Source organism: Pseudonocardia sp. 2-7 (genome assembly GCF_056341085.1).
This window is the reverse complement of record NZ_CP094507.1, coordinates 4887447-4913677: the sequence shown is the minus strand read 5'-3', so window position 1 is coordinate 4913677 and position 26231 is coordinate 4887447. Positions and strand designations below refer to the sequence as shown.

Sequence of the window (26231 nt, the reverse complement as noted above, 5' to 3'; positions counted from 1 at the left end):
GACGGCGGGCAGGACCGCCGTGCCTCGCGGGCCCGACGGAGCCGGTCGACGTGCGCCCCCAGCCCCTCCAGCGGAAGCCCGGTGGCGAGACTCGTGCACCGCTGCCCGCGGAGCGCCCCGCAGCCCCGGAACCGGCCAAGAGGACCCGGCGGGTCGCAGTCCACCAGTAGGGACTCCGCGATCCGCTCGCGCTGCACGATCGACAGGTCGCGGTGGCTGCGCATCGCGGCCACCCCCTCCGGTCGGTGCATACTCGGCCGCCGGTCCAGTATGCACCTGGGTGTGGTGTCGTCCACTCGGTTGCGCGCTCATGCGGTCGCGTCCTCTCGCAGGTCAGCGGGGGTGGAGTCGGCGCGGGCCGGGTGGACGGTCCGCATGGGGACCCGGCCGGTGCGGCCGGGGCGGGTGCAGGGCTCGCCGCGGCGGGACCCGCAGAACGAGCACGGCCGGGTCAGGGCGGTGCGGCGTTCGACGGCGACGGCGGCGCTGGTCGGGTCGTCGGCCGGGCTGATCGCGACGAACGCGTTGTCGATCAGTTCCCGCAGCCGGGCCTGCCCAGCCGGGAGGGCGGCCGGGGTGTCGTCGCTGCCCGACGGCAGCAGCGGCACGTCGGCCAGGGGGCGGCCGGCGGCGAGGGCCAGCATCGCCCGGTCGGCGAAGTCCACCGCGGCGCGGCGGCGCCACACCGACTCCGCGGCCGGGTCGTCGCGCAGCTCCCGCGGCGGCGGTGGGCACGACCAGCGGGACCGGACCTGGGCGCGCAGCGCGGTGATCCGCTCGGCGAGGTGGCCGGGCTGGATCCGGAACCCCGTCCACGCCGAGGTGAGCGCGATCGTGCCGGCGGCGAGCTGGGCGCGGGTCCAGCGCCCGGAGGTGGCGGCGAGCATCCAGCCCTCGACGTCGTCGGCGCCCCGTGGGTGGCCGTCGACGACGGACAGGACGCGGAACACCGGGCGGAAGTCGGCGGCGGTGACGGGCTGATGGTCGATCGGGATGTCCACGGTCACGCTCCTCGGCTGGGCAGCTGCGGGATGGAGCCGGGGTGGCGGCGCTCGTACTCGGCGAACGCCTCGTCGACCGAGGCCAGGGCGCGTTCGGTGACGCTCGGCTTGCGCGCCGGGCGGCGGTTCGCGACCTCGTTCGCGACGGACTGGAACGCGGTCGGGCCCAGGCCCTTGTCGCCCCACGCGGCGAGGGCGTCGAGCAGGAGCGCGTCGGGCCAGTCCCGGCGCAGGAGCACGTCGACCTCGACGCCGAGCTGGGTCAGGACCCGGGGGCCGGGGCGCATGCGGCACGTGCCGGCCCAGGTCTCGACGATCGCGACGGCGGCGCCGGAGCGGGCGGTCCTGGCGAGCTCGCGGTGCCCGGCGGCGCGGCGGCGCTGGCGGCTGCCGAGGGACGCGACGGCGCCGGGGCCCTCGGCGGCGGCTCGCGCGTGCTCGCGCGCGGCGCCGTCAGGCGCTGACGGTTCAACTGACGGTTCACTGACGGTTAGGTGCTCAGATTGGAGGGGGGTCGTGCTCAGATTGGGAGGGGGTCCGCTCAGATCGGGACCGGTGTCAATCTGGGAGGGGGTGCCAGATTGGGAGGGGGCAGAGGTGGCGGCGGGGGCCGGGATCGGGGACTCCGAACGGGTCCGGATCTCCGGCGCCGGACGGGCCTTCAACGCGGCCACGTCGATCCGGTAGACCGCCGAGGCGTTGAACCGCTGCTGCGACGACAGCAGCCCGTCCTCCTCGAGCGCCTGCAGGTGCCGGCGGACCGTCGACTCCCCGGCCTGCGTCTTCGACGCCAGGTGCCGGATCGAGGGCCAGCACACGCCGTCGTCGTTCGCGGCGTCCGCGAGGGCCAGCAGCGTCATCCGCTGCGGCGACGGCACGTCCGACGCCCACACCAGCGTCATCACCGCGATGCTCATGCGCCCACCGCCGGGACCTCAACCGGGCGCACCAGCGCCTCGATCACAGGGACCGACCCCGCCGGGAGCGGGATGTGGCCCATCGCGACACCGACGACGACGGCCTGCGTGCGGTTGCGGGCGCCCAGCTTGGCCAGGACGCGCCGCAGGTAGATCCTCACCGTGTTCTCGGACAGGAACAGCTGGCGGCCCAGCTCGGCGTTCGTCAGGCCGGCCGCGATCAGGCGCAGCACCTGCTCCTCCCGCCGCGACAGCGGGTCGCCCTTCTTCGCGTTCGTCGCCCTCGTGGGCATCAGGTCTCCGTCGTTCCGGCCGCCCGGGCGGCGACCTTGCTGGTGGTGGTCGGGGCGGGCCACGACACGTCGTGCAGCTCCTGCCCCCACAGGTCGACCACGGCCACGACACGGCCGAGGTCATGGGCGCGCGCGGCGAGACGCCACACCGGGGCGCGCTCCCAGAACGCCGGCCCGCCGACCGCGACGAGCACGCGCCCGCACACCGCGGCCAGGTGCTCGTCGCGGCCATCGGCGGGGAGCGGGATCGCGATCTCGTCGTTCACCCCGGCCCGCTCCACCGGCCGGGTCTGGCCGGCGGCGGGGTGCGCGACGACGAACAGGTCGAGGCAGAGCGCGGCCGCGTGATCGACCAGCTGGACGCCGGTGTGGTCGCCCTGGTGGTGCAACTCGGTGGCGCCCTCGTCGTACCAGCGGGTCAGGACCCGGCCCACGCCGCGCGTCTGGGTGTCGGACATGCCCGCCCGGGGCCCGGCGAACGCGACCGCGTCCAGGTCGGCGTTCACGACAGGGCCGCCGTCCGGGCCTCGGCGCGGTCCAGGACCGTCGCAGTGAGAGCGCGCAGGTCCGCGACGATGATCGCGCCCGGGCGGTGCCCACGAGAGCCGCGGCCGTGGAGGACCTCGGTGTACTCGGCGAGCAGCCCCTCGAACCGGCCGCGGTCCGCGTCGGTCAGGGCCCGGTCGACGTGGCGGGCCACCGCGCGCAGCCGGTGCGGAGTCACCTCCATCCGGCCGTCGGGGAACCGGCGCGTGTACTCGACTGTGCTGGCGCGCAACGCAGCCCGGTGCGTGCCGCCGTCTGGGTGCGGGGCACCCCACGACCGGTCCCCGGCGCAGAACGCGCGAGCGGCGTCCATGCCGGCGGCCAGTCCGTTGCAGGCGAGCGCGGACGTGGCCTGCCACTCGAACAGGTGCCGGGCGATCCACGCCGTCGGGTCGGCGCTCATCGTCCGGCGCCGATCTCGCTGCGGATCGCCCGGACCTGGTCGATGCTGAGCCCGCTCTCGGCTGCGATCAGGGTCAGAGCGGCGCCGTCGTCGAGCATCCGCTCGACGACATCGACCTGCTCGGGTCGCGGACGATCGGGGATCGCGTCGACTGTGGCTGGGTCAGGCTTCGGGGCCGGTGCGTGAGGCGACGCGGCGCCGCCGACGTCAGCCAGGTACGCCTTGCGGACGTCGGCCGGGACACGGCCGACGCGCGGCACCGCGACGCCGGCGTTGCGCGCCCACTCGCGGATCTCGGCGTTGCTTGGACCATCCGGGACCGGGCTCTCGGCCGGGCGGCCCGCGGAGCCACGGGCACGCGTGGCCTTCAGCGAATCCGCCGGCCGCCCGACGGCGATGTAGGGCTCCAGCAGCCCGCGCAGAACCTCCCGCTGGCGGTCGCTGAGGTCCACGACGAATCGCTCGTCGCCCAGCGTGATCGTGACCGGGCCGCCCTCGCCGTCGGCGATCGGCTCGCCGGTGATGTCGTCGTGCAGCTTCCACACCATCAGTGCTCACCGCGCTTTCCAGAGTCGACAGCGGCCACGAGCTCGGCGCCTTGCGCGGCCTCCCGGGACCGGGCGCGACGGCGGGCGGTCTGGAGGCCGTCGAGGGACACACCCATCCGCGCCGCGATCTGCTCGTCCGGGACACCGGACAGCCGCAGGTGCTCGTCGTCGCCGAGGTCCACCACGGACTGCGGTGCGGCGCCGAGGTCGGGTACCGCGGCGGGGTCGTCGATCGAGTCGTCGTCCCATGCCAGCGGTGGCGCCCAGCCCCGGGCGCGTGCCAGCGCCTTCGAGCGCGTCACGGCGGACCGCTCCCAGCGGGTGCTCGCCGGTGGCGTCGACCAGCACAGGGCGTCGTACAGGTCCCGGATCGCGCGGGCGGTGCGCGCCGACACCTGATCGCCGACGAGCAGGACATCCTGCAGCTGGCGGCGGGCGATCCCGAGACGGTCCGCGCACTGCTGCATCGACCACCCCAGCGCGACGAGGGCGTGCACCCGCCGTCGCGGGCCGACCGCGTTGACCCGCGCGAGGTCCGACAGCGTGTCCAGGTCCGGAGCCGGCAGGGCAGCGTCCTGGACTGTGACCGCCAGCACCCGCTGCGCGACACCGTGGGTGACCCGGCGGGTCGGGGGCAGCCCCTTCGATGGCTGCCCCACCATCAGCGCGTACAGCGTCGGGCGGGTCACGCCGGACACCGCGGCGATACGGCGGAGCGTGACTCCCTGCTCCCGCAGCGCCTCGACGTGGGAGCGGACCACAGCGGCGTCGACCGTCGCGGTCTGCCCGGCCGCGCGGCGACGCCGGTAGGAACGGGTGCGCGCGGCGTCGTAGCGGCGCTCGATCGCGGTGCGGGCGGTCACGACCGGCCCCCGTCCACCAGCACCAGCAGCCCGCGGCCGCCCGTCTGGTCGAGCTCCTCAGCCGCGGCACGGCCGGCGTCGGTCAGCTCGTAGCAGCGAGCTTCGGGCCGGACCGTCGGGTCGAGCAGGTCCGCGGCCGACCGAAGCTGGGCCGCGATCCGGACCAGGTCGTCGCGGGTCAGGTCCGACCGCGGCGCCTGGGCCTCCCACGTCATCAGCGCGTCCACCGCGCGGACGGCCAGCTCGGCGGCCTGGCCGACCGCGGCGGCAGACACCGGGGCGGTCACGTCGACACCCCGCTGATCAGAGCGCGGACCTGCTCGGCCTGCACCGGGTCCATCCCGTGCTTCGCGTCCGGGCGCTGGTGCACGCCCTCCTGCAGGTCGACGAACGACAGCAGCCGGATCCGCAGCGCGGCCACATCCACCCCGGCCGCCGCGGCGACGTCGTCGAGCGGGACGCCGGCCACAGCCGCGGTCAGCCCCCACTCCACGACGAACGCGTCGACCAGACGGGCGAGATGAGCCCCCTGCGCGAGCAGCGTGACCGCGTGCTCGGCGACCTCCTCGTCTGTCAGGTCCACACCGCCGTGCCGGTAGCCGGTCAGCAGCGACTGGCGGCGGCTGATGTCGGTGCCCAGCGCGTCCCAGGTGCCCCGCACGTCGGCCGGGGTCTTCGGGGCGCTCACCGCGCACCACCCGAGGCCGGGTCGGTCTGCTCGGTCTTCCACCACACGCGCTTCACCGGGACCGCCTGACCAACTCGATGCGGTGCTCGTCGAGCAGCCGCAGCGCGGCGTCGACCCGCGGGGTCGGGACGTCCTTCGCCAGCTCAGTCAGACGCTGCGTGGTCGTCGCCCACCCGCCGGCCTCCGACGTGACGAACGCCGTGGACACCCCGCACGCGACGAGCAGCGACAGCACGTCGTCAAGGTCGTCGCCGTGCAGCAGCTGCAGGCCGTGCGTCGCGGGCAGCGTCATCGCCTGCTGTGCCGCGGTCGTGTGCGCCGCGTCCGCGTACCGGCGGGCGGTCTCGACCTCGGCGGTCGGGTACGGCGAGCACACCCGCGGGGTGCCCGCGCGCTTCTGCGCGAGCTGGTACGCCATCCCGCCGATCAGCAGTGCGGCACGACGGCCCCGGATCAGAAAGGTCATCGTCTTCACCAGCCACTCGACCGAGCGCGGAAGCTCAGGTTTCGGCTGGTCGGGGGCTACACTCTCGGTGCGCCCTTCGGATTCGATCATCAGCGTTCTCCGTGGGGTTGGGACCGGCAGCCGGTGACGCGGCGGCCGGTCCTTCTTCTTGTTCAGGCGGGTTGCTGGGCGGGGGCCGGCGTCCCTGGTGGCGGGGCGACGAACACCTCCGCCGAGATCCCGAGCTCCCGGGCGATCGCCATCAGCTGATCGCCGGTGAACGGGGCGTCCTCTCGAAGCCGTCGGGCGAGGACGTCGGTCGGCCAGCCCAGCCGTTCTGCGAGACGCCGACCACTCACCCGCTGGGCGGCAAGCTCTGCCCGAACGCGTGATGCGACGTACGCTCTGTCGCTGTGCATGCAGCCATGATGATGCGCTGAGTAGATCAGCGTCAAGCCGGGTTGATCGATCCCCAGCTCAGCCCCGGTGTGTCGCGATCACCGACGCGTTGACGCGCTCAGCGCAACGGCCTTACTGTGAGCGCATGACCAATGCAGTGGTACCCACAGGCAGTGACCAGGCTTCGATCGGCGACGAGCTGACCGGCGAGATCCGCGCCTTCATCGGCAGGCGGCGAATGTCCGGCCGAGACCTGGCGCGAGCGCTCGGCCGCGAGCAGTCGTGGGTGAGTCGTCGGCTGTCCGGCGCGACGCCGATGACCACCAACGACCTCGACGAGATCGCAGCCGCGCTGGGCACCTCAGCGTTCGAACTCGTGCTGTCGACCCCCAGCGGGAGGAGGGTTGCTCAGCAGTCGATAACGGCTCGGTAACCTGATCGGGTGCGCCTGGCCGTTCTCGACGTGGGGTCCAACACCGTTCACCTCCTGGTGGTGGACGCCCACCGCGGTGCTCACCCGAAGCCCATGTCGTCGGAGAAGGACCAGCTGCGCCTGGCCGAGCACCTCGACCGCAGGGGAGCGCTGGGCCGCGACGGCGTGAAGGCGCTGCTGGAGAGCGTGCACCGGGCCCGGGACACCGCCCGGGCCGCCGGCTGCGACGACCTCCTGGCGTTCGCCACGTCCGCGCTGCGCGACGCGACGAACTCCGCCGAGGTCCTCGCCCGGGTGCAGCGCGAGACCGGGGTGGCGCTGGAGGTCCTGCCCGGCGAGGACGAGGCCCGCTGGACCTTCCTCGCCGTCCGCCGCTGGTGCGGCTGGTCGGCCGGGCGCCTGCTCGTGCTCGACATCGGCGGCGGCTCGCTGGAGCTGGCCGTCGGGCGCGACGAGACCCCCGACGTCGCCGCGTCGGTGCCGCTGGGTGCGGGCCGGCTGACCCGCGACGCGTTCACCTCCGACCCGCCGTCGCGGGCGGAGGTCGCCGCGCTGACCGAGCGCGTCCGCGACGAGATCGCCCCCGTCGCCGGACGGCTGCGTGCTGCGGGGCGCCCGGACCGGGCCGTCGGCACCTCCAAGACCTTCCGGACGCTGGCCCGGCTCGCCGGTGCCGCGCCGTCCAGCGCCGGGCCGGGCGCCCGCCGCACGCTGACCGCGCAGGGCCTGCGCCAGCTGTCGGCGTTCATCACCCGGATGTCGGGTCCCGACCTCGCCCAGCTCGACGGCGTGAGCGCCAGCCGGGCGCACCAGCTCGTCGCCGGGGCGGTCGTCGCGCAGGCCGCGATGGACGCCCTCGGCGTGACCGAACTCGAGATCTGTCCGTGGGCGTTGCGCGAGGGAGTGATCCTCCGGCGCTTCGACATGCTCGATGGGACGAACGGGGACGACCGCTCGGCGCAGACATCCCCGGGCGGGCTTGGACCCTTGACAACACACAGGGCACGGTGGTCGTGATGAGTGTGGACAGCGGAGAGCCTCGCCAGCGGACGGTCGCGGAGCTCCTGGCCGCCAACGGCGGCCAGCAGCCCGGACGACGCCGCCGTCGTCGCGCCGCGGAGGACGACGAAGGGCCCGGCGCCCCGTCGCCCGCGGCACCCGCGCGGACGGACGTGGCGGCCCCGCCGCGACGCCCCGCGGCCGCCGACCGTGTCCGCCCGCCCGAGGGCGCGGGCGGGTTCGCCCCGCGCGGCGGCGACGGCCCGCCGCCCATCGAGCACCCCTCGTTCCCGCCCGCGCGCCGCCCCGACCCCTCCGAGGGGCAGGCCGGGCGCGCACCGGAGCCGTTCGTACCGAACGGCAACGCCCCGAACGGTGGTGCCCCCCACGGCGGCGCTCCGAACGGCGGCAGCCCGAACGGCGGCAGCCCGAACGGTGCTGCGCCCCACGGGGCCACGGCCTTCGGAGGCGCCCCGAACGGTGCCCCGCCCCGCAGGCCGCAGGGCCCGCCCCCCGGTCAGTGGTCCGCGGGTCCCGGCCCGGCCCCGCAGGCCCGTCCGCTCCCGCCCGAGCCACAGGGCCCGCCGAACGGCCGCCCCTACGGTCACGACGACGGCCCCGCCACCCAGGCCTGGGGCCCCCGCGACGCCCCGCGCCCGGCCGGTCCGTACGGCCCCCCGCCCGGCGCGGCCGACGACGGCCCCGACGAGATCCCCACCAGCCGGCTCGGCGCCCGCCGCCCGGCCCCCACGGCCGACGACGACGGCGGCCCGCCCACCCAGTTCGGCGCCCCGCCGCTGGACGACGAGCACGACGGCCCCCGTCCGCATCCGGCCGACGCGGGCCCGCCGACCGGCGCCTACGACCCGTACACCGACGACTACGACGACCAGCAGGGTTACGACGACCGGGGCTACGAGGACCGGGGTCACGAGGACCGGGGTTACGAGGACCGGGGCTACGACGCCGACCCCCGCTACGACGACCGCCACGGCCCCGCCGGGTACGACGACGGACCCGGCTCCGCCGACGGCGGCCGCACCGGCGTGCTCGCCCCCGAGCGCCCGCAGGACGACGACTACGACGACTACGAGGACCACGGCGAGCTCGCCGCCGGCGCCGTCGAGGAGGACGAGCACCCGCGTCGCCGCTTCGGACGCCGCGGCGCCGTCACCGACAGCGGTGCGCAGCCGCCCGCGGGCCTCGACGGCGACACCCCGTCCGGTGCGGCCGGGACCGGCCAGGCCTGGGCGGTCGTCATCGCCCAGTGGATCGGCGGCGCCGTCGCCGGTGCGGCGATCTGGGTGCTGTTCCGCTACCTGTGGACCTCGCTGCCGATCGTGGCGCTGTCGCTCGCGGTCGTGCTGACCGTCGGGCTCGTGCTCGGCGTGCGGGCCCTGCTGCGCAACGACGACCTGAGGACCACGCTGTTCGCGGTGCTCGTCGGACTGCTGCTGACCGTGTCCCCGGCGATCCTGGTGTTGGTGGACCGGTAACGATGAGCGACGGTGTGACGACTCGACGATTCGTGACACCGTCGCGCCCGCCCACCGCCGACCTGCCCGGGGCGGCGCCCGTCGCGCTGTCCACGGCCTCGGTCTACCCGGAGGGCGTCGCCGCCGGGTTCGAGATCGCCGGTGAGCTGGGCTACGACGGCGTCGAGCTCATGATCTGGACCGACCCGGTCAGCCAGGACCCGCGCGCGGTCGAGCGCCTCGCGCACCGCCACGGGGTGCCGATCCTCGCCGTACACGCCCCCTGCCTGGCCGTCACCCAGCGCGTCTGGGGGGCCGACCCGGTGCACCGGCTGCGCCGCACCGTCGAGGTCGCGGCCCGGCTCGGCGCACGCACCGTGGTGGTGCACCCGCCGTTCCGCTGGCAGCGCCGCTACGCCGGGGTCTTCGCCGACGAGGTCGCCCGCGCCCGCGAGTTCCACGACGTCACGCTCCCGGTCGAGAACATGTTCCCGGTGACCCGCGGCGCGATCAGAACCGTGCCCTACGCGCTCGGCCACGACCCGACCGAGGTCGGGTTCGGCGCCTACACCCTGGACCTGTCGCACACCGCCGCGGCCGGCGTCGACGCCCTCGACCTCGCCGGGCGGATGGGGGACCGGCTCACCCACCTGCACCTCACCGACGGCTCCGGTGCCCCGCGCGACGAGCACCTGGTCCCCGGCCGCGGGGCGCAGCCGTGCGCCGAGGTGTGCCAGCGCCTGGCCGACTCCCGGTTCGCCGCGGACGGCGGCACCGTCGTCCTGGAGGTGTCGACCCGGCGCTGCCGGACCCGGCAGGAGCGCACGGCACTGCTCGCCGAGTCGCTGCTGTTCGCCCGGCTGCACCTCACCCCGACGATGTCCGCCGCCGCCCCTACCCGTGGGTAACATGCCCGCATGAGCAGTACGACGGTCCGGCCCTTCGCCGACTCGCACGTGATCGAGCACCTCGGGGACGGCCGGTTCCGCGCCCGGCTCGACGGGACCTGGGCGATCGGGGACAAGGCCTTCGGCGGCCTGCTGATGGTCCTCATGGCCAAGTCCGGGCTGGCCCGCCTCGCGGCCGACGACGCCCCCGCGCCCGACCCGCTGGCCGTCGCCGTGGACTTCCTGCGCGCGCCCGACCTGGGCCCGGTCGAGATCACGACCGACCCGCTCAAGGTCGGGCGGACGGTGTCCACGGTCGCCGTGCGGCTGCACCAGGAGGGCAGGCTCATGCTGCACTCCACCGTCACCGCCGGCGTGCTGCCGACCGAGGCCCCACGCCTGGACGACGGCTCCGCGCTCGCCGTCGAACCGGACCCGGACGCGCTCGACCCGGCGTCGGCCGAGGGCGGCGCGCGCGGCCTGGCCGCCGCCTGCGAGCTGCGCTACCCGCGCGGCGCGCTGCCGTTCCTGCGCGGCGAGACCGGGCCGCCGGAGATGACCGGCTGGGTCCGCCCGCGCGGCGAGGAGCCGGACGTGTTGTTCGCGCTGATGGCCGGCGACATCCTGCCCCCGACCGTGTTCAACCTCGGCGGGACGTTCGGCTGGGCGCCGACGGTGCAGCTCACCGCGCTGCTGCGGGCCCGACCCGCCCCGGGCTGGCTGCGGGTCGGGTCCCGCTCGCGTGCGGTGTCGAGCCCGCCCGCCGGCGGCGGGGTGTCGAGCGCGCAGTTCGACGAGGACGTCACCGTCGTCGACGCGCGCGGCCGCACCGTCTGCCAGGCCCGCCAGCTCGCCCTGGCCCCGCTGGCCCGCTGAGGGGTTCCTACGCTGCCCCCATGACGAGGATCGCGGTACTGGGCGGGGGACGGATCGGCGAGGCGCTGCTCGGCGGGCTGCTGGCGGCCGGACGGGACGCCGGTGACCTGGTGGTCGCCGAGCGGTACCCGGCGCGGGCGCAGGAGCTGACCGCGTCGCTGGGGGTCACCGCGGCCCCGGTCGACGAGGCGGTGCGCGGGGCCGGGACGGTCGTCGTCGCCGTCAAGCCGCAGGACGTCGTCACGCTGCTCGGCGAGGTCGCCGGGGCGCTGGAGCCGGGCGCGCTCGTCGTGTCGCTGTGCGCGGGCCTGCCGACCTCGCTGTTCGAGGGCGCCCTGCCCGACGGCACGCCGGTCGTGCGGGTCATGCCGAACACCCCGATGCTGCTCGGCGCGGCGATGTGCGCGATCTCCCCGGGTGCGCACGCGACCCCCGCGCACCTCGACGAGACCGAGGCACTGCTGTCCACCGTCGGCGCGGTGCTGCGCCTGGACGAGGCGAAGCAGGACGCCGCGACCGCGCTGTCCGGCTCCGGGCCCGCGTACTTCTTCCTCGTCGCCGAGGCGATGATCGAGGCGGGCGTCGGGCTGGGCCTGACCCGCCCCGACGCGACCGAGCTGACCGTGCAGACCGCGCTCGGTGCCGCGCGGATGCTGCGCGAGACCGGCGAGCACCCCGCGGTGCTGCGGGAGAACGTCACCTCGCCGGCCGGGACGACGGCGGCCGCCCTGCGCGAGCTGGAGCGGCACGGGCTGCGTGCGGCCCTGGCCGACGCGGTCGCCGCGGCGCACGACCGCTCGGTGGCGCTCGGTCGCGGCTGACCCGGGCCGCCGGTACCTCGTTCAGCTCATCGTATGACGCAAAGTCACACGGACGCGCCGTGCTGTAGCACGATCGGGCCCCCCTCTGGCGGACCGATCGTCACATCCGCCCCGGTAGACTGCACCTGCATCCCCCACCACCGGGCGAACCGGGGAACCCGTCTCGGGGGAGGAAGGCGGTGCCCCATGGCGGCGGAACGTCCCGAGCCCCTACGGCCGTCCCAGGTCCAGTTCCTGACGGTGGCCGAGGTCGCGTCGATGATGCGCGTCTCGAAGATGACCGTGTACCGGCTCGTCCACTCCGGCGAGCTGCCCGCCGCGCGGGTCGGTCGTTCGTTCCGCGTGCCGCAGCGCGCGGTCGAGGACTACCTGCGCAACGCCTACTTCGACGCGGGCTGATCCCCGGTGGGGTGAAGGCCGGTACGCCCGGGTAGACTGGTGAACCGGCTGCCGACCCCCACCGGTCGCATCGCGTCGTCGCCCCGCTCCGGCGGGCGTCGCCCGGCCCGCGCCTCGTGTCCACGTGCACGGATCGTGCGGGCGGCCCACTCCGAGGTCACCCGGTGGAGCGGTCGCTGACGATCTGCGTCGACACAGGAGGAGCACCCACATGGGCTCGGTCATCAAGAAGCGCCGCAAGCGGATGTCGAAGAAGAAGCACCGCAAGCTGCTGCGCAAGACCCGGGTGCAGCGCCGCAAGCTCGGCAAGTGACTCGCGCACCGGCCGCGCCCCCGCCTCCCCGCGGGTGCGCGGCCGGTGTCGTTGTGGCGGTCCGTCCCCCGGACGGACGCGTCGCGCACCTCACGTGTCCGCGTACCTGCCCGGTGTGACGGGGCGGGACTACGATCGGCACGATCTCGCGTCAGCACCCGGTGAACGGAGCTCCCATGGACCGGCCGACCCCGAACGTCGTGCTGGTCACCGGGGTCAGCGGCTTCCTCGGCGGGCACCTCGCGGCCCGGCTGGCGGCCGACCCGGCCATCGACCGGGTGCTGGGCGTGGACACCGTCCCCCCGCCCCGGGACCTGCTGAAGCGGATGGGCCGCGCCGAGTTCGTGCGCGCCGACATCCGCAACCCCCTCATCGCGAAGGTCATCTCCTCGGCGAACGTCGACACCGTCGTGCACGCGTCGCTCTCGGCCAGCCCCGCCTCGGCGGGCGGCCGCGCGACGATGAAGGAGATGAACGTCATCGGCACGATGCAGCTGCTCGCCGCGTGCCAGAAGGCGACCAGCGTGCGCCGGGTCGTGCTCAAGTCGACGACCGCGGTCTACGGCTCCAGCTCCCGCGACCCCGCCGTGTTCGACGAGGCCATCGGGGCCAAGGACCTGCCCTCGGGCGGGTACGCCAAGGACGCCGCGGAGATCGAGGGCTACCTGCGCGGGTTCAGCCGTCGCCGCCCGGACGTCACCACCACGGTCCTGCGGTTCGCCAACTTCATCGGCCCGCGGATGGACACCGTGCTGTCGCGCTACTTCGCGCTTCCGGTCGTCCCCACCGTGCTGGGCTACGACGCCCGCATCCAGCTGCTGCACGAGGAGGACGGCCTCGCCGTGCTCGAGCGTGCCGCCACCCACGAGCTGCCGGGCGTGTTCAACGTCGCCGCGCACGGGGTGCTGATGCTGTCCCAGGCCATCCGGCGCGCTGGCAAGATCGCCGTCCCGGTGCCGAGCGGCGCGGTCGGCCCGGTCAGCCGGGTGCTGCGCGGCGCGCGCGTCGTCGACTTCTCCCCGGAGCAGATGCGCTTCCTCAACTTCGGCCGGGTCGTGGACCTCACCCGGCTGATCGACGACTTCGGCTTCGAGCCGCGGTGGACGACCACCCAGGCGTTCGACGACTTCGTACGCGGCAAGGCGCTGGCGCCGGTGCTCGGCCCGGAGCGGATCGCCTCGCTCGAACGGGGCGTGCTCGGCCTGGCCCGGTCGCTGCGGTGACGGGTCGGGACGGCGGCATGCGGGCACGCGAGCAGGGACGGCCGGACGGCCGCGGTGGTACGACGAAGGGCGACGGCATGGCCGAGGCGCGGGTGATCCCGATCCGGGGCAACCGGGGGCCTGCCCGGCCCGCGCGGGCGGAGGAGCCGTCGCGGCCCGCGCCGGTCGCCTCCGCACCCGAGCCCGAGGACGACGAGGGCCCGGCCTGGGAGGCCGCGCTGGAGCAGGTCCTGGAGTTCCTGCGCCGCCGGCTCGCGGGCGACTACCCGATCGACGAGTTCGGGTTCGACCGCGAGCTCACCGACGCGATGGTGCTGCCCGCCCTGCGCCCGCTCTACAAGCGCTGGTTCCGCGTCGAGACCATCGGCACCCACCACATCCCCGAGACCGGTGGCGCGCTGATCGTCGCCAACCACTCCGGGACGCTGCCGCTCGACGCGGTGATGACGACCGTCGCGGTGCACGACGACCACCCGTCGCACCGGCACCTGCGGCTGCTCGGCGCCGACCTCATGTTCACCATGCCGGTCTCCGGCTCGCTGGCCCGCAAGGCCGGCGCGACGCTGGCCTGCAACCCCGACGCCGAGCGGCTCATGACCTCCGGCGAGCTCGTCGGGGTGTTCCCCGAGGGGTTCAAGGGCATCGGCAAGCCGTTCCGGGACCGCTACAAGCTGCAGCGGTTCGGCCGCGGCGGGTTCGTCTCCGCCGCGCTGCGCACCGGTGTCCCGATCATCCCGTGCTCGATCGTCGGCGCCGAGGAGATCTACCCCAAGATCGGCGACCTCGCGCCGCTGGCCCGGCTGTTCGGAGCGCCGTACTTCCCGGTCACGCCGACCTTCCCGCTGCTCGGTCCGGCGGGGCTGATCCCGCTGCCGTCGAAGTGGTACATCGAGTTCGGCGAGCCGATCCGCACCGACGACCACACCCCGGCCGACGCCGACGACCCGATGCTCGTGTTCAACCTGACCGACCAGGTCCGGGAGACCATCCAGCACACGCTGTACCGGCTGCTGTCCCAGCGGCGCAACGTGTTCCTGGGATGATCCGGCGGCCGGACCCGCTGCGGTGGCTCTGGTACGCCGCCGGCGGACGGCTGCCCGCGCGGTACCGCGGGTGGGTGCTGCACGACACGACCTGCCGCACCTGGCACCTGCGCCACTTCGCGCGCACGGCGGCGGTGCTGACGCTGCTGTCGGTGCCGCTGGCGCTCGCCGTCCCCGGTCCGCTGTGGCTGCGGCTCACCGCCCTGCTGCTGGGCTGGCTGGTGTCGCTGCAGTACGCGCTGTTCGTGATGGAGGAGTCCGTCGAGCACCGCGTGACGAAGGCCGGCTACCCCGCGGGCACCGCCCGCGCGACGCGACGGGAGGCCACCGCCGACGAGCGGGCCGAGGCCGCCCGCCGCTACGCCGAGCGCTACCGCGGGGCCCCGCCGCCCTGAGCGGCCGGGCGGGTCAGCGCTTGCGGTAGGCCATGCCGGCCGCCACCGCCCCGGCGACGGCGCCCGCGCCGAGCACTGAGGGCACCCCGATCCGGGCGGCCTTGCGCCCGGTCCGGAAGTCGCGGATCTGCCAGTTGCGGGCCTTCGCGACGTCACGCAGCTCGGAGTCCGGGTTCACCGCGACCGCGGTACCGACCGCCGAGAGCATCGGGACGTCGTTCACCGAGTCCGAGTACGCGGTGCAGCGACGCAGGTCCAACCCCTCCGACGCGGCCAGTGCGCGGACAGCGTGCGCCTTGGCCGGGCCGTGCAGGATCTCGCCGACCAGCCGTCCGGTGTAGAGCCCGTCGACGGACTCCGCGACGGTGCCCAGCGCCCCGGTCAGCCCGAGCCGCCGCGCGATGATGCGGGCCAGCTCGATCGGCGTCGCGGTGACCAGCCAGACCCGCTGACCGGCGTCGAGGTGCATCTGGGCCAGCGCCCGGGTCCCGGCCCAGATCCGGTCCGACATCAGCTCGTCGTAGATCTCCTCGCCGAGCGCGACGACCTCGTCGACCGGACGGCCCGCGACGAACGACAGCGCGGTGTCGCGGTGTCCCGCGATGCCGCCCTTGTCCTCCCGGCCGCCGACCCGGAACTTGATCTGCTGCCAGGCGAAGCCGGCCATGTCGGAGGTGGTGAAGAACTTGCGCGCGGCCAGGCCGCGGGCGAAGTGGAAGATCGACGCGCCGACCATCATCGTGTTGTCGCAGTCGAAGAACGCGGCGGCGGTGAGGTCGGGCGGCGCGCCGTCCCCGCCCTCCGGGCCGTCGGGGTGGTCGTCGGCCTCGGCGGCGACGGCCGCGGCGGCGGAGGCCTGACCGGCCCGCTGCGCGGAGTCGAGGGCGGTCGCCCGCTCCAGCACCCCCGGCTCCTCGGAGAGCCCGGTGTGGGTGGGCGGGTGAGACTCGCGGGTCCCGCTCTGGTCGAGAGGGGGGACGGACCCGGGATCACTCACCACGGCGGCCTTCCTGGTGCGACGGCGTCTCGCGTCCCGAGGGGATCGGGGCGCGGCCCCAGCCTACTGCCGGAACGCGGGAGCGGGCCCGGCCTCCGGTACGTGACACATGCCGACGCACCGGGGACCGGGCCCGTACCCGTGGTGTCCGGAGCGGATCAGCCGAGGGTGACCGGGCCGAGGCCCGGCAGCAGCGGCGGGATCGTGATCGGCGGCAGCAGGCGGTCCTGCTCCGACGACGACTCCGACGAGCTGCCGGACCCGCTGTCGGAGGTGGTCGACCCACCACCGTTCAGCAGCGGCAGCCCGCCGCCCTGCTGCGCGGACCCCGAGGTGGTCGGGGCCTGCGAGGTCGAGGTCGCCGGACCGGAGGTCGGCGACGGCGACGGCGTGCCGGTCGCGGTCTCCGACGGCGTCACCGGCGCGGACTGCTCGACGGCCTGCGCCGAGGACGGCCCGCCCGCGGTGCGGCACTCGCCGGGCACCGGGCCGAGGTCGTCGACGGTGCCGCCGCTGTCCGCGGCGCAGCCGGTGCCGGCCCGCAGCGCCTCGGCCCGGGACAGCACCCGGTCCAGCAGGCGGATCGCCTCCGAGGTCTCCCCGCGGCTCTCGGCGGGCAGGTCGGACTGCAGACGGGTGATGCGCCCGGACTGGGCGGCCGCCCAGGTCCGCAGCTCGGCCAGGCGGGAGGTGTCCGCGCCGTCGGTCCCGGCGCCGGTCAGCATCAGCCTGCTGCCGGTGCTGGTGGCCCGGTCGAAGTCGCCCATCGCGGACGCGACCGCGTCCGGCGACGGCGGTGTGGACCGCGCGACCAGGCTCTCCAGCTCGTCGACCCGGGAGCGGGCCAGGTCGAGCTGGCGGGCGGCCTCGGCCTGCTGGCCGACGGTGAACACCCCGCCGACGCTCTCGCTGGCGCGCTTCATGCCGTACATCGCGTCGCCGGGCAGGGCGTCGCGGCTGGCGGTCGAGGTCACGCCGGCGATCACCGCGAGCGCGGCGAACCCGCCGACGACGACGCCGAAGCGCTTGCGGACGCTCGGACGGCGGCGGTCCAGCATCCGGGCGCCGGACTGCGCCGGGCGGGCGGAGTCGTCGCGGCCGGGGCCGGCCTCGGCGTCGCGGGCCGGTCCGGCCGGGGCGCCCACCTGCTCCGGGTGGTCCGGGTGGTCCGACGGCAGCACGTGGCGGCCGCGGCGCGGACGGCTGCTGCGACCGGTCGGGTCGTCCGCGGCCGGGGCGTGCTCGCCGGCGGCGCGGCGGTTGGACACCGCGTCCCAGTCGAGGTCGTCGGCGATCGGAGGGCCGATCGGCGCGGTGAGGTCGGCCTGGTCGACGCGGTCGAACCGGTCGCCGAACGGGGACCCGCCGGACTGCTGTCCGACGCCCTCCTGGGCCAGCACCTCGAACAGCCGCGCCCGCATCCGGGCCGAGGCGTGCGGATCGGGCGAGAGATCACGCCGCGAACGGTCCAGCGCGGCGGCCAGCGCGATCTCGTGCGCCAGCTCCTCCGATGCAGGGGCACCCGCCGGCGCACGGTCGAAACCGTCGTCGCCGGGGTACCCGTCGTCCCATGCCCTGGGCATGCCGTCCGTCCTCACTGCAGTCTCGCGCTGCTCGTCGGCGCGTGTGGCGCCGTCAGTGCGCGCCGGTCTGTACAACGACCGACCGCGGACGAGGTTACGGCCTTCCAACCGTTCACCGCATCGAGTAGTGCGTTCGGCGCAGTGATCGACACACCCTCTCGCGTTCCGGCTGATCCGGCGGCAGACCCGCTCACCGCAGACCGTCCGGGAGGAGCTGCGCGAGACGACGCACCGCGCGGTGCTGCAGCGCCTTGACCGCACCCTCGTTGCGGTCCATCAGCTCGGCGGTCTCGGCGACCGACAGGCCCTTGAGGAACCGGTACTGGATGCATTCGCGCTGGTCGGAGTTGAGCTTGGCGATCGAGGCCAGCAGCTCGTCGTTGGTCGCCATGTCGAGCACCTGCTGCTCGGGACCGCCGGTGCTGGGCGACAGCTCGACGATCTCCGAGGTCGTCTGCTCCAGCCGGAACCGGCTGGACTTGACGTAGTCGAAGATCAGGTTCCGGGCGATGGTGACGAACCAGGCCCCGATGTCGCGGCCCTGGTAGCTGACCGAGGAGATCCGGCGCAGTGCCCGGACGAAGGTCTCCTGCGTCACGTCCTCGGCGAAGGACCGGTCACCCATCCGGAACAGCACGTACCGGTAGACCACGTCGTGGTAGCGCTCGTAGAGCTCGCCGAACGCGGCCGCGTCGCCGGCCTGGCAGGCCTCGACGAGGGCCCAGGAGCTGTTCGCGTCCTCGACGGCGCGGGCGGCCTCGTCGGCCGGGTCGGCCTCCGGGCGCTGCAGCTCCTGCGAGATCTGCGGTGCCTGTCGTGGCATCGGCATGTCCTGCTCGGTACGGCCGGGTGGACCCGACCGGGTGGTCCGGCCGTCCGGGCGGTGTAGGGCGGGGCCTGCGGGGTACGTGGGGGGAGCGTCGACCAGGGGAGCGGACGCGATCGGCCCCGTCGGCTGGGACGGTGCAGAGGTCGCTGAAGTCACGGACACCTCCCCGTCCGGCTGGGGGCGGACGGTGTCGGGTCTGTCCTGGCCGGGTTCGGGGGCCCGGGTCGGACGGACGGTCTCGGGGATGGTCTCGGAGCGCTGCTGTCGGAGCAGGCGGTGCGGTCGCATCGGCCGGGTCATGGATCCCGGGGGGTCGGACGGGGTACGGCTCGGCGGGCGACCCGGCCGGCGGGGACCGCCGGCGCGTCCCGCGCGGCGCGGCGCGGTGTGCGCCGTGGCGCGCTGGCGTCGAGCTGCATGCCACTCCCTCGGGTGAGTCGCGCGACGAACCGGCGGTTCACGCGTTGAACTTCATGTAGCGGCGGAGCATAGACGTCTGTCGAGTGGCGCAACGCACTCGCCGCCTCTCGTCGCGTGCCGTTCCGGCGAGCGGCCCGATACGCGCGGTGGACGAACCGTGCGCGAAGCGTGTCCGAATCGACACGTGGCGTACACAGCGGTGAGCGGTCCCTCGGGACACGACGGTCGTGGCCGGGTTTGGAACACTGGCGGCGACGCGTGCCGACGAGCCGACCCCGCCCCGGCGGGTCCGAGGATGGAGACCGCCGTGCCGAGTTCCGACCCCGTGCCGGGCCACCGTCCCGACCGTCCCGCCCACCTCGCCGACCTGGTGGCGCGCAACGCCTCCGAGCGTCCGGGCCACGACGCCGTCCGTGACCTGTCCGGCCCGGCGCCGCTCACGCTGACCTGGTCGGCGTTCGACGCCGCGGTCTCCGCCGAGGCCGCCCGGCTGCGTGCGGCGGGCGTCCGCCACGGCGACCGGGTCGCGATCGGCCTGCCCGACGGCGCCGACTACTGCGTGGCGCTGTTCGGCGCGCTGCGGGCCGACGCGGTCGTCGTACCGTTCGGCGCGGGCTCGGTGACCCGCGAGCTCGAGGTCGTGCTCGACCAGGCCCGGCCGGTCGCGGTCGTCGCCCGGCCCGACGACGCCGTCGCGGCCGGCTGCGCCGAGGGCGTCGGCGCGACGCTGCTGGGCCCGCCGGACCTGGCCGCCCCGGTCCCGGACGCCCCGGTCGACCGGGCTCCCGCCGACCCCGAGCGCATCGCGCTGGTCGTGTTCACCTCCGGCACCACCGGGCGCCCGCGCGGGGTGCAGCTGTCGCACCGGGCGCTGCTGGCCAACCGCGAGCAGGCGGGTGCGCTCCGCCCGGCACCGGTCAACGGGGTCGACCGGGTCCTGCTGGCGCTGCCCCTGTTCCACGTCTACGGCCTCGCCGCCGGGCTGCTGCAGGTCTGCTGGACCGGAGCGACCGTCGTGCTGCCCGGCCGGTTCTCCCCGGACCGGCTGGTCGAGACGGTCGTCGAGGAGCGGGTCAGCGTCGTCGCCGGGGTGCCGTCGATGTTCCGGATGCTGCTCGACCTCGGGCCCGAGCGGCTGCGCGCCGCGATGGCCGGGGTGCGGCTGTGCACCTCCGGCGGGGCGCCGCTGCCCGCGGGCTGGCTCGCGGACTTCCGTGCGGCGAGCGGGCTGGACCTGCACGAGGGCTACGGCCTCACCGAGGGCGGGCCCGTCGTCACCAGCAACGACCTGGGCCGACCGGCCAAGCCCGGCTCGGTCGGACAGGTGCTGCCCGGCGTCGAGCTGCGCCTGGTCGATGCCGACGGGCAGCCGATGGAGCGCAGAACCGCGCCGGAGCCCGAGCCGCGCGGTGAGGACCCGCTGGACGACCTGGACTACGACGACGGCTCCGACCCGTCCGACGACACCGGGCTGATCGCGGTGCGCGGGCCGAACCTGTTCTCCGGCTACTGGCCCGACGGCTCCGGCGGCCCGGGCGAGGACGGCTGGTTCGTCACCGCCGACGTCGGCTACCTCGACACCGACGGCGACCTGCACCTCGTCGACCGGTCCTCGGACCTGGTCATCGTCAACGGCTTCAACGTCTACCCGCGCGAGGTGGAGCAGGTCGTCGCCGAGCTGGACGCGGTGGCCGAGGTCGCCGTCGTCGGGGTGCCCGACGACCGGACCGGCGCCGCGGTCAAGGCGGTGATCGTGCCGGTCGCGGGCGCCGAGCTCACCGAGGAGACGGTCGCCGCGCACTGCGCGGCCCGGCTCGCCCGGTTCAAGCGGCCCGCGGTCGTCGCCTTCGCCGACGAGCTGCCCCGCACCCCGACGGGCAAGATCGCCCGAAGGACACTGGCGAGGATGTGAGATGCGGGTACGACTGCTGACCCGGGTGGGCTGCCACCTGTGCGACGACGCCGCCGAGGTGCTGGCCCGGGTGTGCGCCGAGACCGGCACCGGCTGGGACACCGTCGACGTCGACTCCGACGACGAGCTGCGCGCCGAGTACGGCGACCAGGTGCCGGTGGTGCTGCTCGACGGTCGTGAGCACGACTCGTTCCGGGTGGACGAGGAGCGCCTGCGCGCGGACCTGGCCCGGCCGTGAGCCCGGCCCCCGACGGTCCGGTCGCGACCTCGGACGGCCCGGCCGGCGGCGCCCCGGGTGCGGACCGCCCGCCGGTCCGCACCGCACCGGCGGTCCGCACCGCCCTGGCCGGGCTCGCCGCGGCCGCCCTGGGCGTCGGCGCGGGGCAGGCGCTCGCGCTGCTGGTCGCCCCGGCCGCCGGGCCGGTGAACGCCGTCGCCGAGCAGGTCGTGGCGCTCACCCCGCCCGCGCTGGCCGGCGCGGCGACCGTCGGGGCCGGGATCGGCAGCCGCCACACCGTCGTCGCCGGGGTGCTGGTGGTCCTGGCCCTGGCCGCGGCCGGGCTCGGCGCGCTGTCGCGCCGCTCGCCGTGGCCGGGGGCGTGGGGGCTCGCGGCGCTCGGGCTGCTGGGTGTCGTCGCCGCGGCGACGGCGTCGGGCGCCGGTCAGCTCGACATGGTGCCGGCGGGTGCCGCGGCCGTCGTCGCGGTGACGGTCTTCCGGAGGCTGCACGCGCTGGCGGCCCGGATCCCCGCCCCGACCGCGGACGGGACGCTGCCCGACGGGCGGCCCGTCCGGTCGTCGCTGACCCGGCGGCGGTTCCTGCGCACCACCGCGCTGGCGGGGGCGGGCGGGGTCGTGCTGGGCACCGGGGCCGCGGTCGCCGCGCCCCTGCTGCCCTCGGGCCGGATCGGGCCCGAACGCGACGCGCTCACCGCCCGGATCCGGACGCTCGCCGCGCAGGGCCGCATCGCGCCCGCCCCGGCGCTGCCCGCCGGGGCGCAGGTGCCGGGCGCGGCCGCCTTCACCACCGCCGTCGACGACTTCTACCGGATCGACACCGCGCTGCGGGTCCCGTCGGTCGACCCGGCGTCGTGGAGCCTGCGGGTGCACGGACGGGTCGGGCGCGAGCTCACCCTCACCCTCGACGACCTGCTGGCCCGCCCGCTCGTCGAACGCTGGGTGACGATGGCGTGCGTCTCCAACGACGTCGGCGGCGACCTCGTGTCCACCACCCGGTTCACCGGGGTGGAGCTCGCGCCGCTGCTCGCGGCCGCCGCGCCCGACCCGGCGGCGGACCAGGCGCTGTCCACCTCCACCGACGGCTGGACGGCGGGCAGCCCGTCGTCGCTGCTGCTCGACCCCGGCCGCGGTGCGCTGCTCGCGGTCGCGATGGCCGGACCGGACGGCCCGGTCGCGCTGCCGCCCGAGCACGGCTTCCCGGTGCGGATCGTCGTCCCCGGCCTCTACGGCTACGTCTCGGCCACCAAGTGGGTCACCGACATCGAGTTCACCACGTTCGCCGCCCGCGCCGACTACTGGCGCGACCGCGGATGGGCGCCGCCCGGGCCGATGGAGACCGCCGCGCGGATCGAGTCGCCCGCCTCGTACGCGAACGTGCCCGCCGGCCGGGTCGTGGTCACCGGCTCCGCCTGGGCGGTGCCCCGGGGGATCCGCCGGGTCGAGGTCGGGGTGCAGGACGGCGGCGCGGCCGGGTCCTGGGTCACCGCGGAGCTCGCGCCGGTGCCGTCCGGCGGGGCCACCTGGCGGCAGTGGCGCGCCGAGCTGGACCTGCCGCCGGGCGGGTACACCCTGGTGTGCCGCGCCACCGACGGCGACGGCGTCGTCCAGACCGCCGAGCGCCGCTCCCCGCTGCCGGGCGCGGCGACCGGCCGGCCGACCCGCACCGTCACGGTGACCTGAGCGACGGTGACCTGGGCCTCGTCGCGCCGTCCCGGGCGGAGAGGTGTGTCACGGGCGGTCGCACGGTATGCGTGACGGTGGTGTCGTGGAGACCGACGTGGCGCTCGTCGCACGATGAGCGGTTCCTGCCCGTCGATCACCGGTAGCTCCAGGTCAGGGGCCCGGGCCGAGCACGGAGAGGACCAAGATCGCAACTTTGTGCGTGCCTTCACAAGCGGCTACCGTGGGTTCCCGTCGCCGGACCCGGTGGCACGGTGCCTCCGCGGCGCCGGGAACGCCGGGCCTCGTCCGTCCGCAGCCCGACCGGCCCGTCCGGCCGGTTCGCGGGCGTGCCACGAGCGCGCCGGCGACCGATATTTGCACACCCCCGACCGGAGCACGCCCAGTCTCGATGACCGACCGCCCGCGGATCAAGCCCCCGCGGGCCGGAGCGGGCACCGGGACCCGGCCGCCCGCGACCGACGCCCGAGGAGGACGGCCCGTGACCCTGCCGCCCGAGTCCGGTGCCACCGCGCCCGACGGCAACGGCGAGCGTCCCGCGCGCCCGGTGCCGGAGGCCACCGTGTCCCGGCTCGCTGTGTACCTGCGGGTGCTCGGCGAGCTGCGCGAGGCCGGGGTCGAGACGGTGTCGTCCGAGGAGCTCGCCGGTGCCTCCGGGGTCAACTCGGCCAAGCTCCGCAAGGACCTGTCCTACCTGGGTTCCTACGGCGTGCGCGGCGTCGGCTACGACGTCACCTCGCTGCAGGGACGGCTGCAGGGCGAGCTGGGCATGGACCACCGGCAGTCGGTCGCGCTGGTCGGCGTCGGCAACCTGGGTCACGCCCTGGCCGGCTACACCGGCTTCGCCGGCCGCGGCTTCCCGGTCAGCACCCTGTTCGACGTCGACGACGACCTCGTCGGCAGCGAGATCAACGGCATCCGGGTGCGGCACGTGCGCGAGATCCCCGAGGTGTGCGCCGGTGGCGGCGTCACCATCGGGATGATCGCGACGCCGGGCCCGGCGGCCCAGAAGGTCTGCGACCTGCTCGTGGCGGCCGGTGTGCAGTCCATCCTCAACTTCGCTCCGGTGCTGCTGACGGTCCCGGACGACGTCGAGGTCCGCAAGGTGGACCTGTCGGTCGAGCTGCAGGTCCTCGCGTTCCACGTGGCGCGACGGCACACCGGTGCCGCCGCGGTGACGGACAAGACGAACGAATCGGTGGTGTCGTAGAGCCATGAGCGTCCTCGTGGTCGGCCTGTCGCACCGCAGCGCGCCGGTCGAGGTGCTGGAGCGCCTCGCGGTCGCTCCGGGTGAGGTGCCCAAGCTTCTCGAGGAGATGCTCGACCGCACGCACGTCGAGGAGGCGGTCGTCCTCTCCACGTGCAACCGGATCGAGATCTGCGCGGTCGTGGACGCGTTCCACGGCGGCCTCGGCGACGTCACCGACGTCCTCGGCACCCACGCCGGGTTCCCCATCGGCGAGCTGTCCGAGCACCTGTTCGTGCACTACGCGGGCTCCGCGGTCCAGCACCTGTTCGCGCTGGCGGCGGGCCTGGACTCGATGGTGGTCGGCGAGTCGCAGATCCTCGGCCAGCTGCGCGGCGCCTACGCGGCCGCCGACGCCGCGGGCGCCGTCGGCAAGGTCCTGCACGAGCTGGTGCAGCAGGCACTGCGCGTCGGCAAGCGGGTGCACGCCGGGACCGGCATCGACGAGGCGGGCGCCTCGGTGGTGTCCGAGGCCCTGCGCGACGCCGACCGTGAGCTCGGCGGCGTCGGCCTGGGCGGCACCCGCGCCGTGATCGTCGGCGCCGGGGCGATGGGCGCGCTGGCCGCCGCGCACCTGCGTCGTGCCGGGGCGGGCGAGATCGTCGTGCTGAACCGCTCGGCCGAGCGCGGCGAGCGGCTCGTGGAGAAGGTCCTCGAGCACGCCGAGCAGGGCACCACCGCGCGCTACGCGCCGATGGACTCCCTGGCCGACGAGCTGCGCGACGCCGACCTGATGCTGGCCTGTACCGGCGCCATCGGGCACGTCGTCGACGTGGCCCCGGTCGCCGAGGCGCTGACCGGCCGCACCTCACCTCTGGTCGTGTGCGACCTGGGCCTGCCGCGTGACGTCGACCCGGCCGTCGGCGAGCTGGCCGGCGTGCGCATGGTCGACCTCATCACCCTGCAGCGTCGGCTGCTCGACACCGCCGACGGCGGCTCCGTCGCCGCGGCCCAGACGATGGTCGACGCCGAGGCCCAGCAGTACCTGGCCGGGCAGCGCTCGGCCGAGGTCACGCCGACGGTCACCGCCCTGCGCCGGCGCGCCTCGGAGGTCGTCGACGCCGAGCTGCTGCGCCTGGACTCCCGGCTGCCCGATCTGGACGGCCACGTCCGCGAGGAGCTCTCGCGGACCGTCCGCCGCGTCGTCGACAAGCTGCTGCACACGCCCACGGTCCAGGTGAAGCGCCTGGCCGAGGGGCCGGACGGGGACAGCTACGCCGCGGCGCTGCGCACCCTGTTCGAGCTCGACCCGCAGGCCGCCGCCGCGGTCGCCGCCCCGGTCCGGGGCACCGACGCCAGCGTCGACGGCGGCGATGTGACCGCAGCCCTGAACGCCCCGCTCGGCCCCACGCCGTCGATCGGGTCCCGTCCCCCGGAGCAGATCCCGTGAGCGTCCTGAAGATCGGCACCCGGCCGTCGAAGCTGGCGGTCGCCCAGTCCTCCACCGTCGCCGACCGGCTGATCGCCGCCGGGCACCCGTGCGAGCTGGTCACCATCTCGACCAGCGGTGACCGCTCGTCGGCGCCGATTCCGCAGCTCGGGGTGGGGGTGTTCGTCTCGCAGCTGCGCGACGCGCTCTACGCCGGCGAGATCGACGTCGCGGTGCACTCGTACAAGGACCTGCCGAGCGCACAGCCCGACGGGCTCACGATCGCGGCGGTCCCCGAACGCGAGGACGTCCGCGACGCGCTGGTCACCGGCGGTCGCGTGCTCGGCGAGCTGGGTCGTGGTGCCCGGGTCGGGACGGGGTCCCCGCGCCGGACCGTGCAGCTGCACGCGCTCGGCCAGGGCCTGGAGGTGCTGCCGATCCGCGGCAACGTGGACACCCGGATCGGGAAGGTGCGGTCGGGCGAGCTGGACGCGGTGGTCGTGGCCGCCGCCGGGCTGCGCAGGCTGGGCCGCGTCGACGAGGCGGACGAGCTGATCGACCCTCTGCAGATGCTGCCCGCGCCCGCCCAGGGTGCGCTGGCGATCGAGTGCCGCTCCGCCGACACCGACCTCGTCTCGGCGCTGCACGCGGTGCTCGACGACGCGGGCGTCCACCTCGCCGTCACCGCCGAGCGCGCGGTGCTGGCCGGGCTGGACGCCCGGTGCGACACCCCCGTCGGGGCGCTCGCCGAGGTCGTCTCCGACCTCGACGACGACGGCCGGGCGGTCGACCGCCTGTCGCTGCGCGGCGCGCTGGGGATCGGGGACATCGCGGGGGGCGACGTGGTGCGCGCCTCCGCCACCGGAGACATGGACGACGCAGAGAAGATCGGGGCCGCGGTCGCCCTCGAGCTTCTCGACCTGGGAGCCGAGGACCTGCCCCCCGCAGGTCCCGGTGGTCCCGCCAACCGCTGATTCGGGAGTTTCTT

At 75.3% G+C, this 26231-nt stretch carries 31 protein-coding genes; 17 read left to right on the top strand and 14 right to left on the bottom strand.

What is annotated here, in order from left to right:
- Positions 1-308: 308 nt before the first annotated feature.
- The 11 genes from MTO91_RS23655 to MTO91_RS23605 form a co-directional block, all read right to left on the bottom strand.
- Positions 309-1001 (bottom strand): zinc finger domain-containing protein, encoded by a 693-nt coding sequence (locus MTO91_RS23655; protein ID WP_476652782.1) that lies wholly within the window; start codon positions 999-1001, stop codon positions 309-311.
- 2 nt (positions 1002-1003) lie between these two features.
- Positions 1004-1918 (bottom strand): helix-turn-helix domain-containing protein, encoded by a 915-nt coding sequence (locus tag MTO91_RS23650; RefSeq protein ID WP_476652780.1) that lies wholly within the window; start codon positions 1916-1918, stop codon positions 1004-1006.
- On the bottom strand, positions 1915-2211 hold the full coding sequence (locus MTO91_RS23645; RefSeq protein ID WP_465880021.1) for a response regulator transcription factor: 297 nt from the start codon (positions 2209-2211) through the stop codon (positions 1915-1917). Before MTO91_RS23645 ends, MTO91_RS23650 begins: the two co-directional genes overlap by 4 nt.
- Positions 2211-2717 carry a hypothetical protein gene (locus MTO91_RS23640; protein WP_476652778.1) on the bottom strand — a complete coding sequence of 169 codons (507 nt, stop codon included), beginning with the start codon at positions 2715-2717 and terminating at the stop codon, positions 2211-2213. Before MTO91_RS23640 ends, MTO91_RS23645 begins: the two co-directional genes overlap by 1 nt.
- Complete coding sequence (locus tag MTO91_RS23635) at positions 2714-3160, bottom strand: hypothetical protein (protein ID WP_476652776.1); 447 nt, start codon at positions 3158-3160, stop codon at positions 2714-2716. Before MTO91_RS23635 ends, MTO91_RS23640 begins: the two co-directional genes overlap by 4 nt.
- A complete protein-coding gene (locus MTO91_RS23630; RefSeq protein ID WP_476652774.1) occupies positions 3157-3708 on the bottom strand; it encodes an Lsr2 dimerization domain-containing protein in 552 nt (183 codons plus the stop codon). The genes MTO91_RS23635 and MTO91_RS23630 overlap by 4 nt, the downstream gene beginning before the upstream one ends.
- Entirely contained in the window at positions 3708-4571 is an 864-nt protein-coding gene (locus MTO91_RS23625; protein WP_476652773.1) for a hypothetical protein, read from the bottom strand. Before MTO91_RS23625 ends, MTO91_RS23630 begins: the two co-directional genes overlap by 1 nt.
- Positions 4568-4858 carry a hypothetical protein gene (locus MTO91_RS23620; RefSeq protein WP_476652771.1) on the bottom strand — a complete coding sequence of 97 codons (291 nt, stop codon included), beginning with the start codon at positions 4856-4858 and terminating at the stop codon, positions 4568-4570. Before MTO91_RS23620 ends, MTO91_RS23625 begins: the two co-directional genes overlap by 4 nt.
- A complete protein-coding gene (locus tag MTO91_RS23615) occupies positions 4855-5259 on the bottom strand; it encodes a hypothetical protein (protein ID WP_465880003.1) in 405 nt (134 codons plus the stop codon). Before MTO91_RS23615 ends, MTO91_RS23620 begins: the two co-directional genes overlap by 4 nt.
- 52 nt (positions 5260-5311) lie before the next feature.
- Positions 5312-5725, bottom strand: a complete 414-nt coding sequence (locus MTO91_RS23610; protein ID WP_476652769.1) for a hypothetical protein — start codon at positions 5723-5725, stop codon at positions 5312-5314.
- 152 nt (positions 5726-5877) lie between these two features.
- Positions 5878-6063, bottom strand: a complete 186-nt coding sequence (locus MTO91_RS23605; protein ID WP_476652768.1) for a helix-turn-helix domain-containing protein — start codon at positions 6061-6063, stop codon at positions 5878-5880.
- A gap of 185 nt (positions 6064-6248) precedes the next feature.
- Here MTO91_RS23605 and MTO91_RS23600 point away from each other — a divergent pair, with 185 nt between their 5' ends.
- From MTO91_RS23600 to MTO91_RS23550, 11 genes are all read left to right on the top strand, one after another.
- Positions 6249-6536 carry a helix-turn-helix domain-containing protein gene (locus MTO91_RS23600; RefSeq protein WP_476652767.1) on the top strand — a complete coding sequence of 96 codons (288 nt, stop codon included), beginning with the start codon at positions 6249-6251 and terminating at the stop codon, positions 6534-6536.
- 9 nt (positions 6537-6545) lie between these two features.
- A complete protein-coding gene (locus MTO91_RS23595) occupies positions 6546-7553 on the top strand; it encodes a Ppx/GppA family phosphatase (RefSeq protein WP_073576577.1) in 1008 nt (335 codons plus the stop codon).
- Positions 7553-9031 (top strand): hypothetical protein, encoded by a 1479-nt coding sequence (locus MTO91_RS23590; protein ID WP_476652764.1) that lies wholly within the window; start codon positions 7553-7555, stop codon positions 9029-9031. Before MTO91_RS23595 ends, MTO91_RS23590 begins: the two co-directional genes overlap by 1 nt.
- 62 nt (positions 9032-9093) lie before the next feature.
- Positions 9094-9918: a sugar phosphate isomerase/epimerase family protein gene (locus MTO91_RS23585; RefSeq protein ID WP_350590870.1), complete on the top strand. Its 825-nt coding sequence runs from the start codon at positions 9094-9096 to the stop codon at positions 9916-9918.
- Positions 9919-9927: 9 nt separating this feature from the next.
- A complete protein-coding gene (locus tag MTO91_RS23580; protein ID WP_251786748.1) occupies positions 9928-10773 on the top strand; it encodes a thioesterase family protein in 846 nt (281 codons plus the stop codon).
- A gap of 20 nt (positions 10774-10793) precedes the next feature.
- On the top strand, positions 10794-11594 hold the full coding sequence (proC, locus tag MTO91_RS23575) for a pyrroline-5-carboxylate reductase (protein WP_208818935.1): 801 nt from the start codon (positions 10794-10796) through the stop codon (positions 11592-11594).
- 186 nt (positions 11595-11780) lie between these two features.
- Complete coding sequence (locus MTO91_RS23570) at positions 11781-11993, top strand: helix-turn-helix domain-containing protein (protein WP_062398062.1); 213 nt, start codon at positions 11781-11783, stop codon at positions 11991-11993.
- Positions 11994-12204: 211 nt separating this feature from the next.
- Positions 12205-12306: a 30S ribosomal protein bS22 gene (locus tag MTO91_RS23565; protein WP_010241351.1), complete on the top strand. Its 102-nt coding sequence runs from the start codon at positions 12205-12207 to the stop codon at positions 12304-12306.
- 176 nt (positions 12307-12482) lie between these two features.
- The gene (locus MTO91_RS23560) at positions 12483-13529 is read left to right on the top strand and encodes an NAD-dependent epimerase/dehydratase family protein (RefSeq protein ID WP_062398059.1); all 1047 of its coding nucleotides are present in this window, start codon (positions 12483-12485) and stop codon (positions 13527-13529) included.
- A gap of 77 nt (positions 13530-13606) precedes the next feature.
- Positions 13607-14572, top strand: a complete 966-nt coding sequence (locus MTO91_RS23555) for a lysophospholipid acyltransferase family protein (protein WP_062403815.1) — start codon at positions 13607-13609, stop codon at positions 14570-14572.
- Positions 14569-14967, top strand: a complete 399-nt coding sequence (locus MTO91_RS23550; protein WP_476652761.1) for a DUF5313 family protein — start codon at positions 14569-14571, stop codon at positions 14965-14967. The genes MTO91_RS23555 and MTO91_RS23550 overlap by 4 nt, the downstream gene beginning before the upstream one ends.
- Positions 14968-14980: 13 nt before the next feature.
- Here MTO91_RS23550 and MTO91_RS23545 read toward each other — a convergent pair whose 3' ends face one another.
- The 3 genes from MTO91_RS23545 to MTO91_RS23535 form a co-directional block, all read right to left on the bottom strand.
- Positions 14981-15871 (bottom strand): HAD family hydrolase, encoded by an 891-nt coding sequence (locus MTO91_RS23545; RefSeq protein WP_062398055.1) that lies wholly within the window; start codon positions 15869-15871, stop codon positions 14981-14983.
- 251 nt (positions 15872-16122) lie between these two features.
- Positions 16123-17547, bottom strand: a complete 1425-nt coding sequence (locus tag MTO91_RS23540; RefSeq protein ID WP_476652760.1) for a DUF5667 domain-containing protein — start codon at positions 17545-17547, stop codon at positions 16123-16125.
- A 190-nt stretch (positions 17548-17737) separates the two neighbouring features.
- The gene (locus tag MTO91_RS23535) at positions 17738-18376 is read right to left on the bottom strand and encodes a sigma-70 family RNA polymerase sigma factor (RefSeq protein WP_062398051.1); all 639 of its coding nucleotides are present in this window, start codon (positions 18374-18376) and stop codon (positions 17738-17740) included.
- Positions 18377-19103: 727 nt separating this feature from the next.
- Between MTO91_RS23535 and MTO91_RS23530 the strand changes: the two genes are divergently transcribed.
- The 6 genes from MTO91_RS23530 to hemC all read left to right on the top strand — a co-directional run bounded on the left by MTO91_RS23530 (position 19104) and on the right by hemC (position 26217).
- On the top strand, positions 19104-20708 hold the full coding sequence (locus MTO91_RS23530; RefSeq protein WP_350591221.1) for an AMP-binding protein: 1605 nt from the start codon (positions 19104-19106) through the stop codon (positions 20706-20708).
- A 1-nt stretch (position 20709) separates the two neighbouring features.
- A complete protein-coding gene (locus MTO91_RS23525; RefSeq protein ID WP_073576570.1) occupies positions 20710-20946 on the top strand; it encodes a glutaredoxin family protein in 237 nt (78 codons plus the stop codon).
- Positions 20943-22628 (top strand): molybdopterin-dependent oxidoreductase, encoded by a 1686-nt coding sequence (locus tag MTO91_RS23520; RefSeq protein WP_405414815.1) that lies wholly within the window; start codon positions 20943-20945, stop codon positions 22626-22628. Before MTO91_RS23525 ends, MTO91_RS23520 begins: the two co-directional genes overlap by 4 nt.
- Before the next feature lie 481 nt (positions 22629-23109).
- Positions 23110-23838 (top strand): redox-sensing transcriptional repressor Rex, encoded by a 729-nt coding sequence (locus MTO91_RS23515; protein WP_405414817.1) that lies wholly within the window; start codon positions 23110-23112, stop codon positions 23836-23838.
- 4 nt (positions 23839-23842) lie between these two features.
- A complete protein-coding gene (locus MTO91_RS23510; RefSeq protein WP_476652757.1) occupies positions 23843-25264 on the top strand; it encodes a glutamyl-tRNA reductase in 1422 nt (473 codons plus the stop codon).
- Positions 25261-26217, top strand: coding sequence for a hydroxymethylbilane synthase (gene hemC, locus MTO91_RS23505; protein ID WP_476652755.1), 957 nt, complete (start codon positions 25261-25263; stop codon positions 26215-26217). The genes MTO91_RS23510 and hemC overlap by 4 nt, the downstream gene beginning before the upstream one ends.
- Positions 26218-26231 lie beyond the last annotated feature (14 nt).

Excerpts from the sequence above, each read along its gene's own strand:
- MTO91_RS23650 (WP_476652780.1), bottom strand. The coding sequence starts at position 1,918 with ATGAGCATCGCGGTGATGACGCTGGTGTGGGCGTCGGACGTGCCGTCG.
- MTO91_RS23645 (WP_465880021.1), bottom strand. The coding sequence starts at position 2,211 with ATGCCCACGAGGGCGACGAACGCGAAGAAGGGCGACCCGCTGTCGCGG.
- MTO91_RS23635 (WP_476652776.1), bottom strand. The coding sequence starts at position 3,160 with ATGAGCGCCGACCCGACGGCGTGGATCGCCCGGCACCTGTTCGAGTGG.
- MTO91_RS23630 (WP_476652774.1), bottom strand. The coding sequence starts at position 3,708 with ATGGTGTGGAAGCTGCACGACGACATCACCGGCGAGCCGATCGCCGAC.
- MTO91_RS23610 (WP_476652769.1), bottom strand. The coding sequence starts at position 5,725 with ATGACCTTTCTGATCCGGGGCCGTCGTGCCGCACTGCTGATCGGCGGG.
- MTO91_RS23600 (WP_476652767.1), top strand. The coding sequence starts at position 6,249 with ATGACCAATGCAGTGGTACCCACAGGCAGTGACCAGGCTTCGATCGGC.
- MTO91_RS23590 (WP_476652764.1), top strand. The coding sequence starts at position 7,553 with ATGAGTGTGGACAGCGGAGAGCCTCGCCAGCGGACGGTCGCGGAGCTC.
- MTO91_RS23580 (WP_251786748.1), top strand. The coding sequence starts at position 9,928 with ATGAGCAGTACGACGGTCCGGCCCTTCGCCGACTCGCACGTGATCGAG.
- proC (WP_208818935.1), top strand. The coding sequence starts at position 10,794 with ATGACGAGGATCGCGGTACTGGGCGGGGGACGGATCGGCGAGGCGCTG.
- MTO91_RS23570 (WP_062398062.1), top strand. The coding sequence starts at position 11,781 with ATGGCGGCGGAACGTCCCGAGCCCCTACGGCCGTCCCAGGTCCAGTTC.
- MTO91_RS23565 (WP_010241351.1), top strand. The coding sequence starts at position 12,205 with ATGGGCTCGGTCATCAAGAAGCGCCGCAAGCGGATGTCGAAGAAGAAG.
- MTO91_RS23560 (WP_062398059.1), top strand. The coding sequence starts at position 12,483 with ATGGACCGGCCGACCCCGAACGTCGTGCTGGTCACCGGGGTCAGCGGC.
- MTO91_RS23555 (WP_062403815.1), top strand. The coding sequence starts at position 13,607 with ATGGCCGAGGCGCGGGTGATCCCGATCCGGGGCAACCGGGGGCCTGCC.
- MTO91_RS23550 (WP_476652761.1), top strand. The coding sequence starts at position 14,569 with ATGATCCGGCGGCCGGACCCGCTGCGGTGGCTCTGGTACGCCGCCGGC.
- MTO91_RS23540 (WP_476652760.1), bottom strand. The coding sequence starts at position 17,547 with ATGCCCAGGGCATGGGACGACGGGTACCCCGGCGACGACGGTTTCGAC.
- MTO91_RS23535 (WP_062398051.1), bottom strand. The coding sequence starts at position 18,376 with ATGCCGATGCCACGACAGGCACCGCAGATCTCGCAGGAGCTGCAGCGC.
- MTO91_RS23525 (WP_073576570.1), top strand. The coding sequence starts at position 20,710 with ATGCGGGTACGACTGCTGACCCGGGTGGGCTGCCACCTGTGCGACGAC.
- MTO91_RS23510 (WP_476652757.1), top strand. The coding sequence starts at position 23,843 with ATGAGCGTCCTCGTGGTCGGCCTGTCGCACCGCAGCGCGCCGGTCGAG.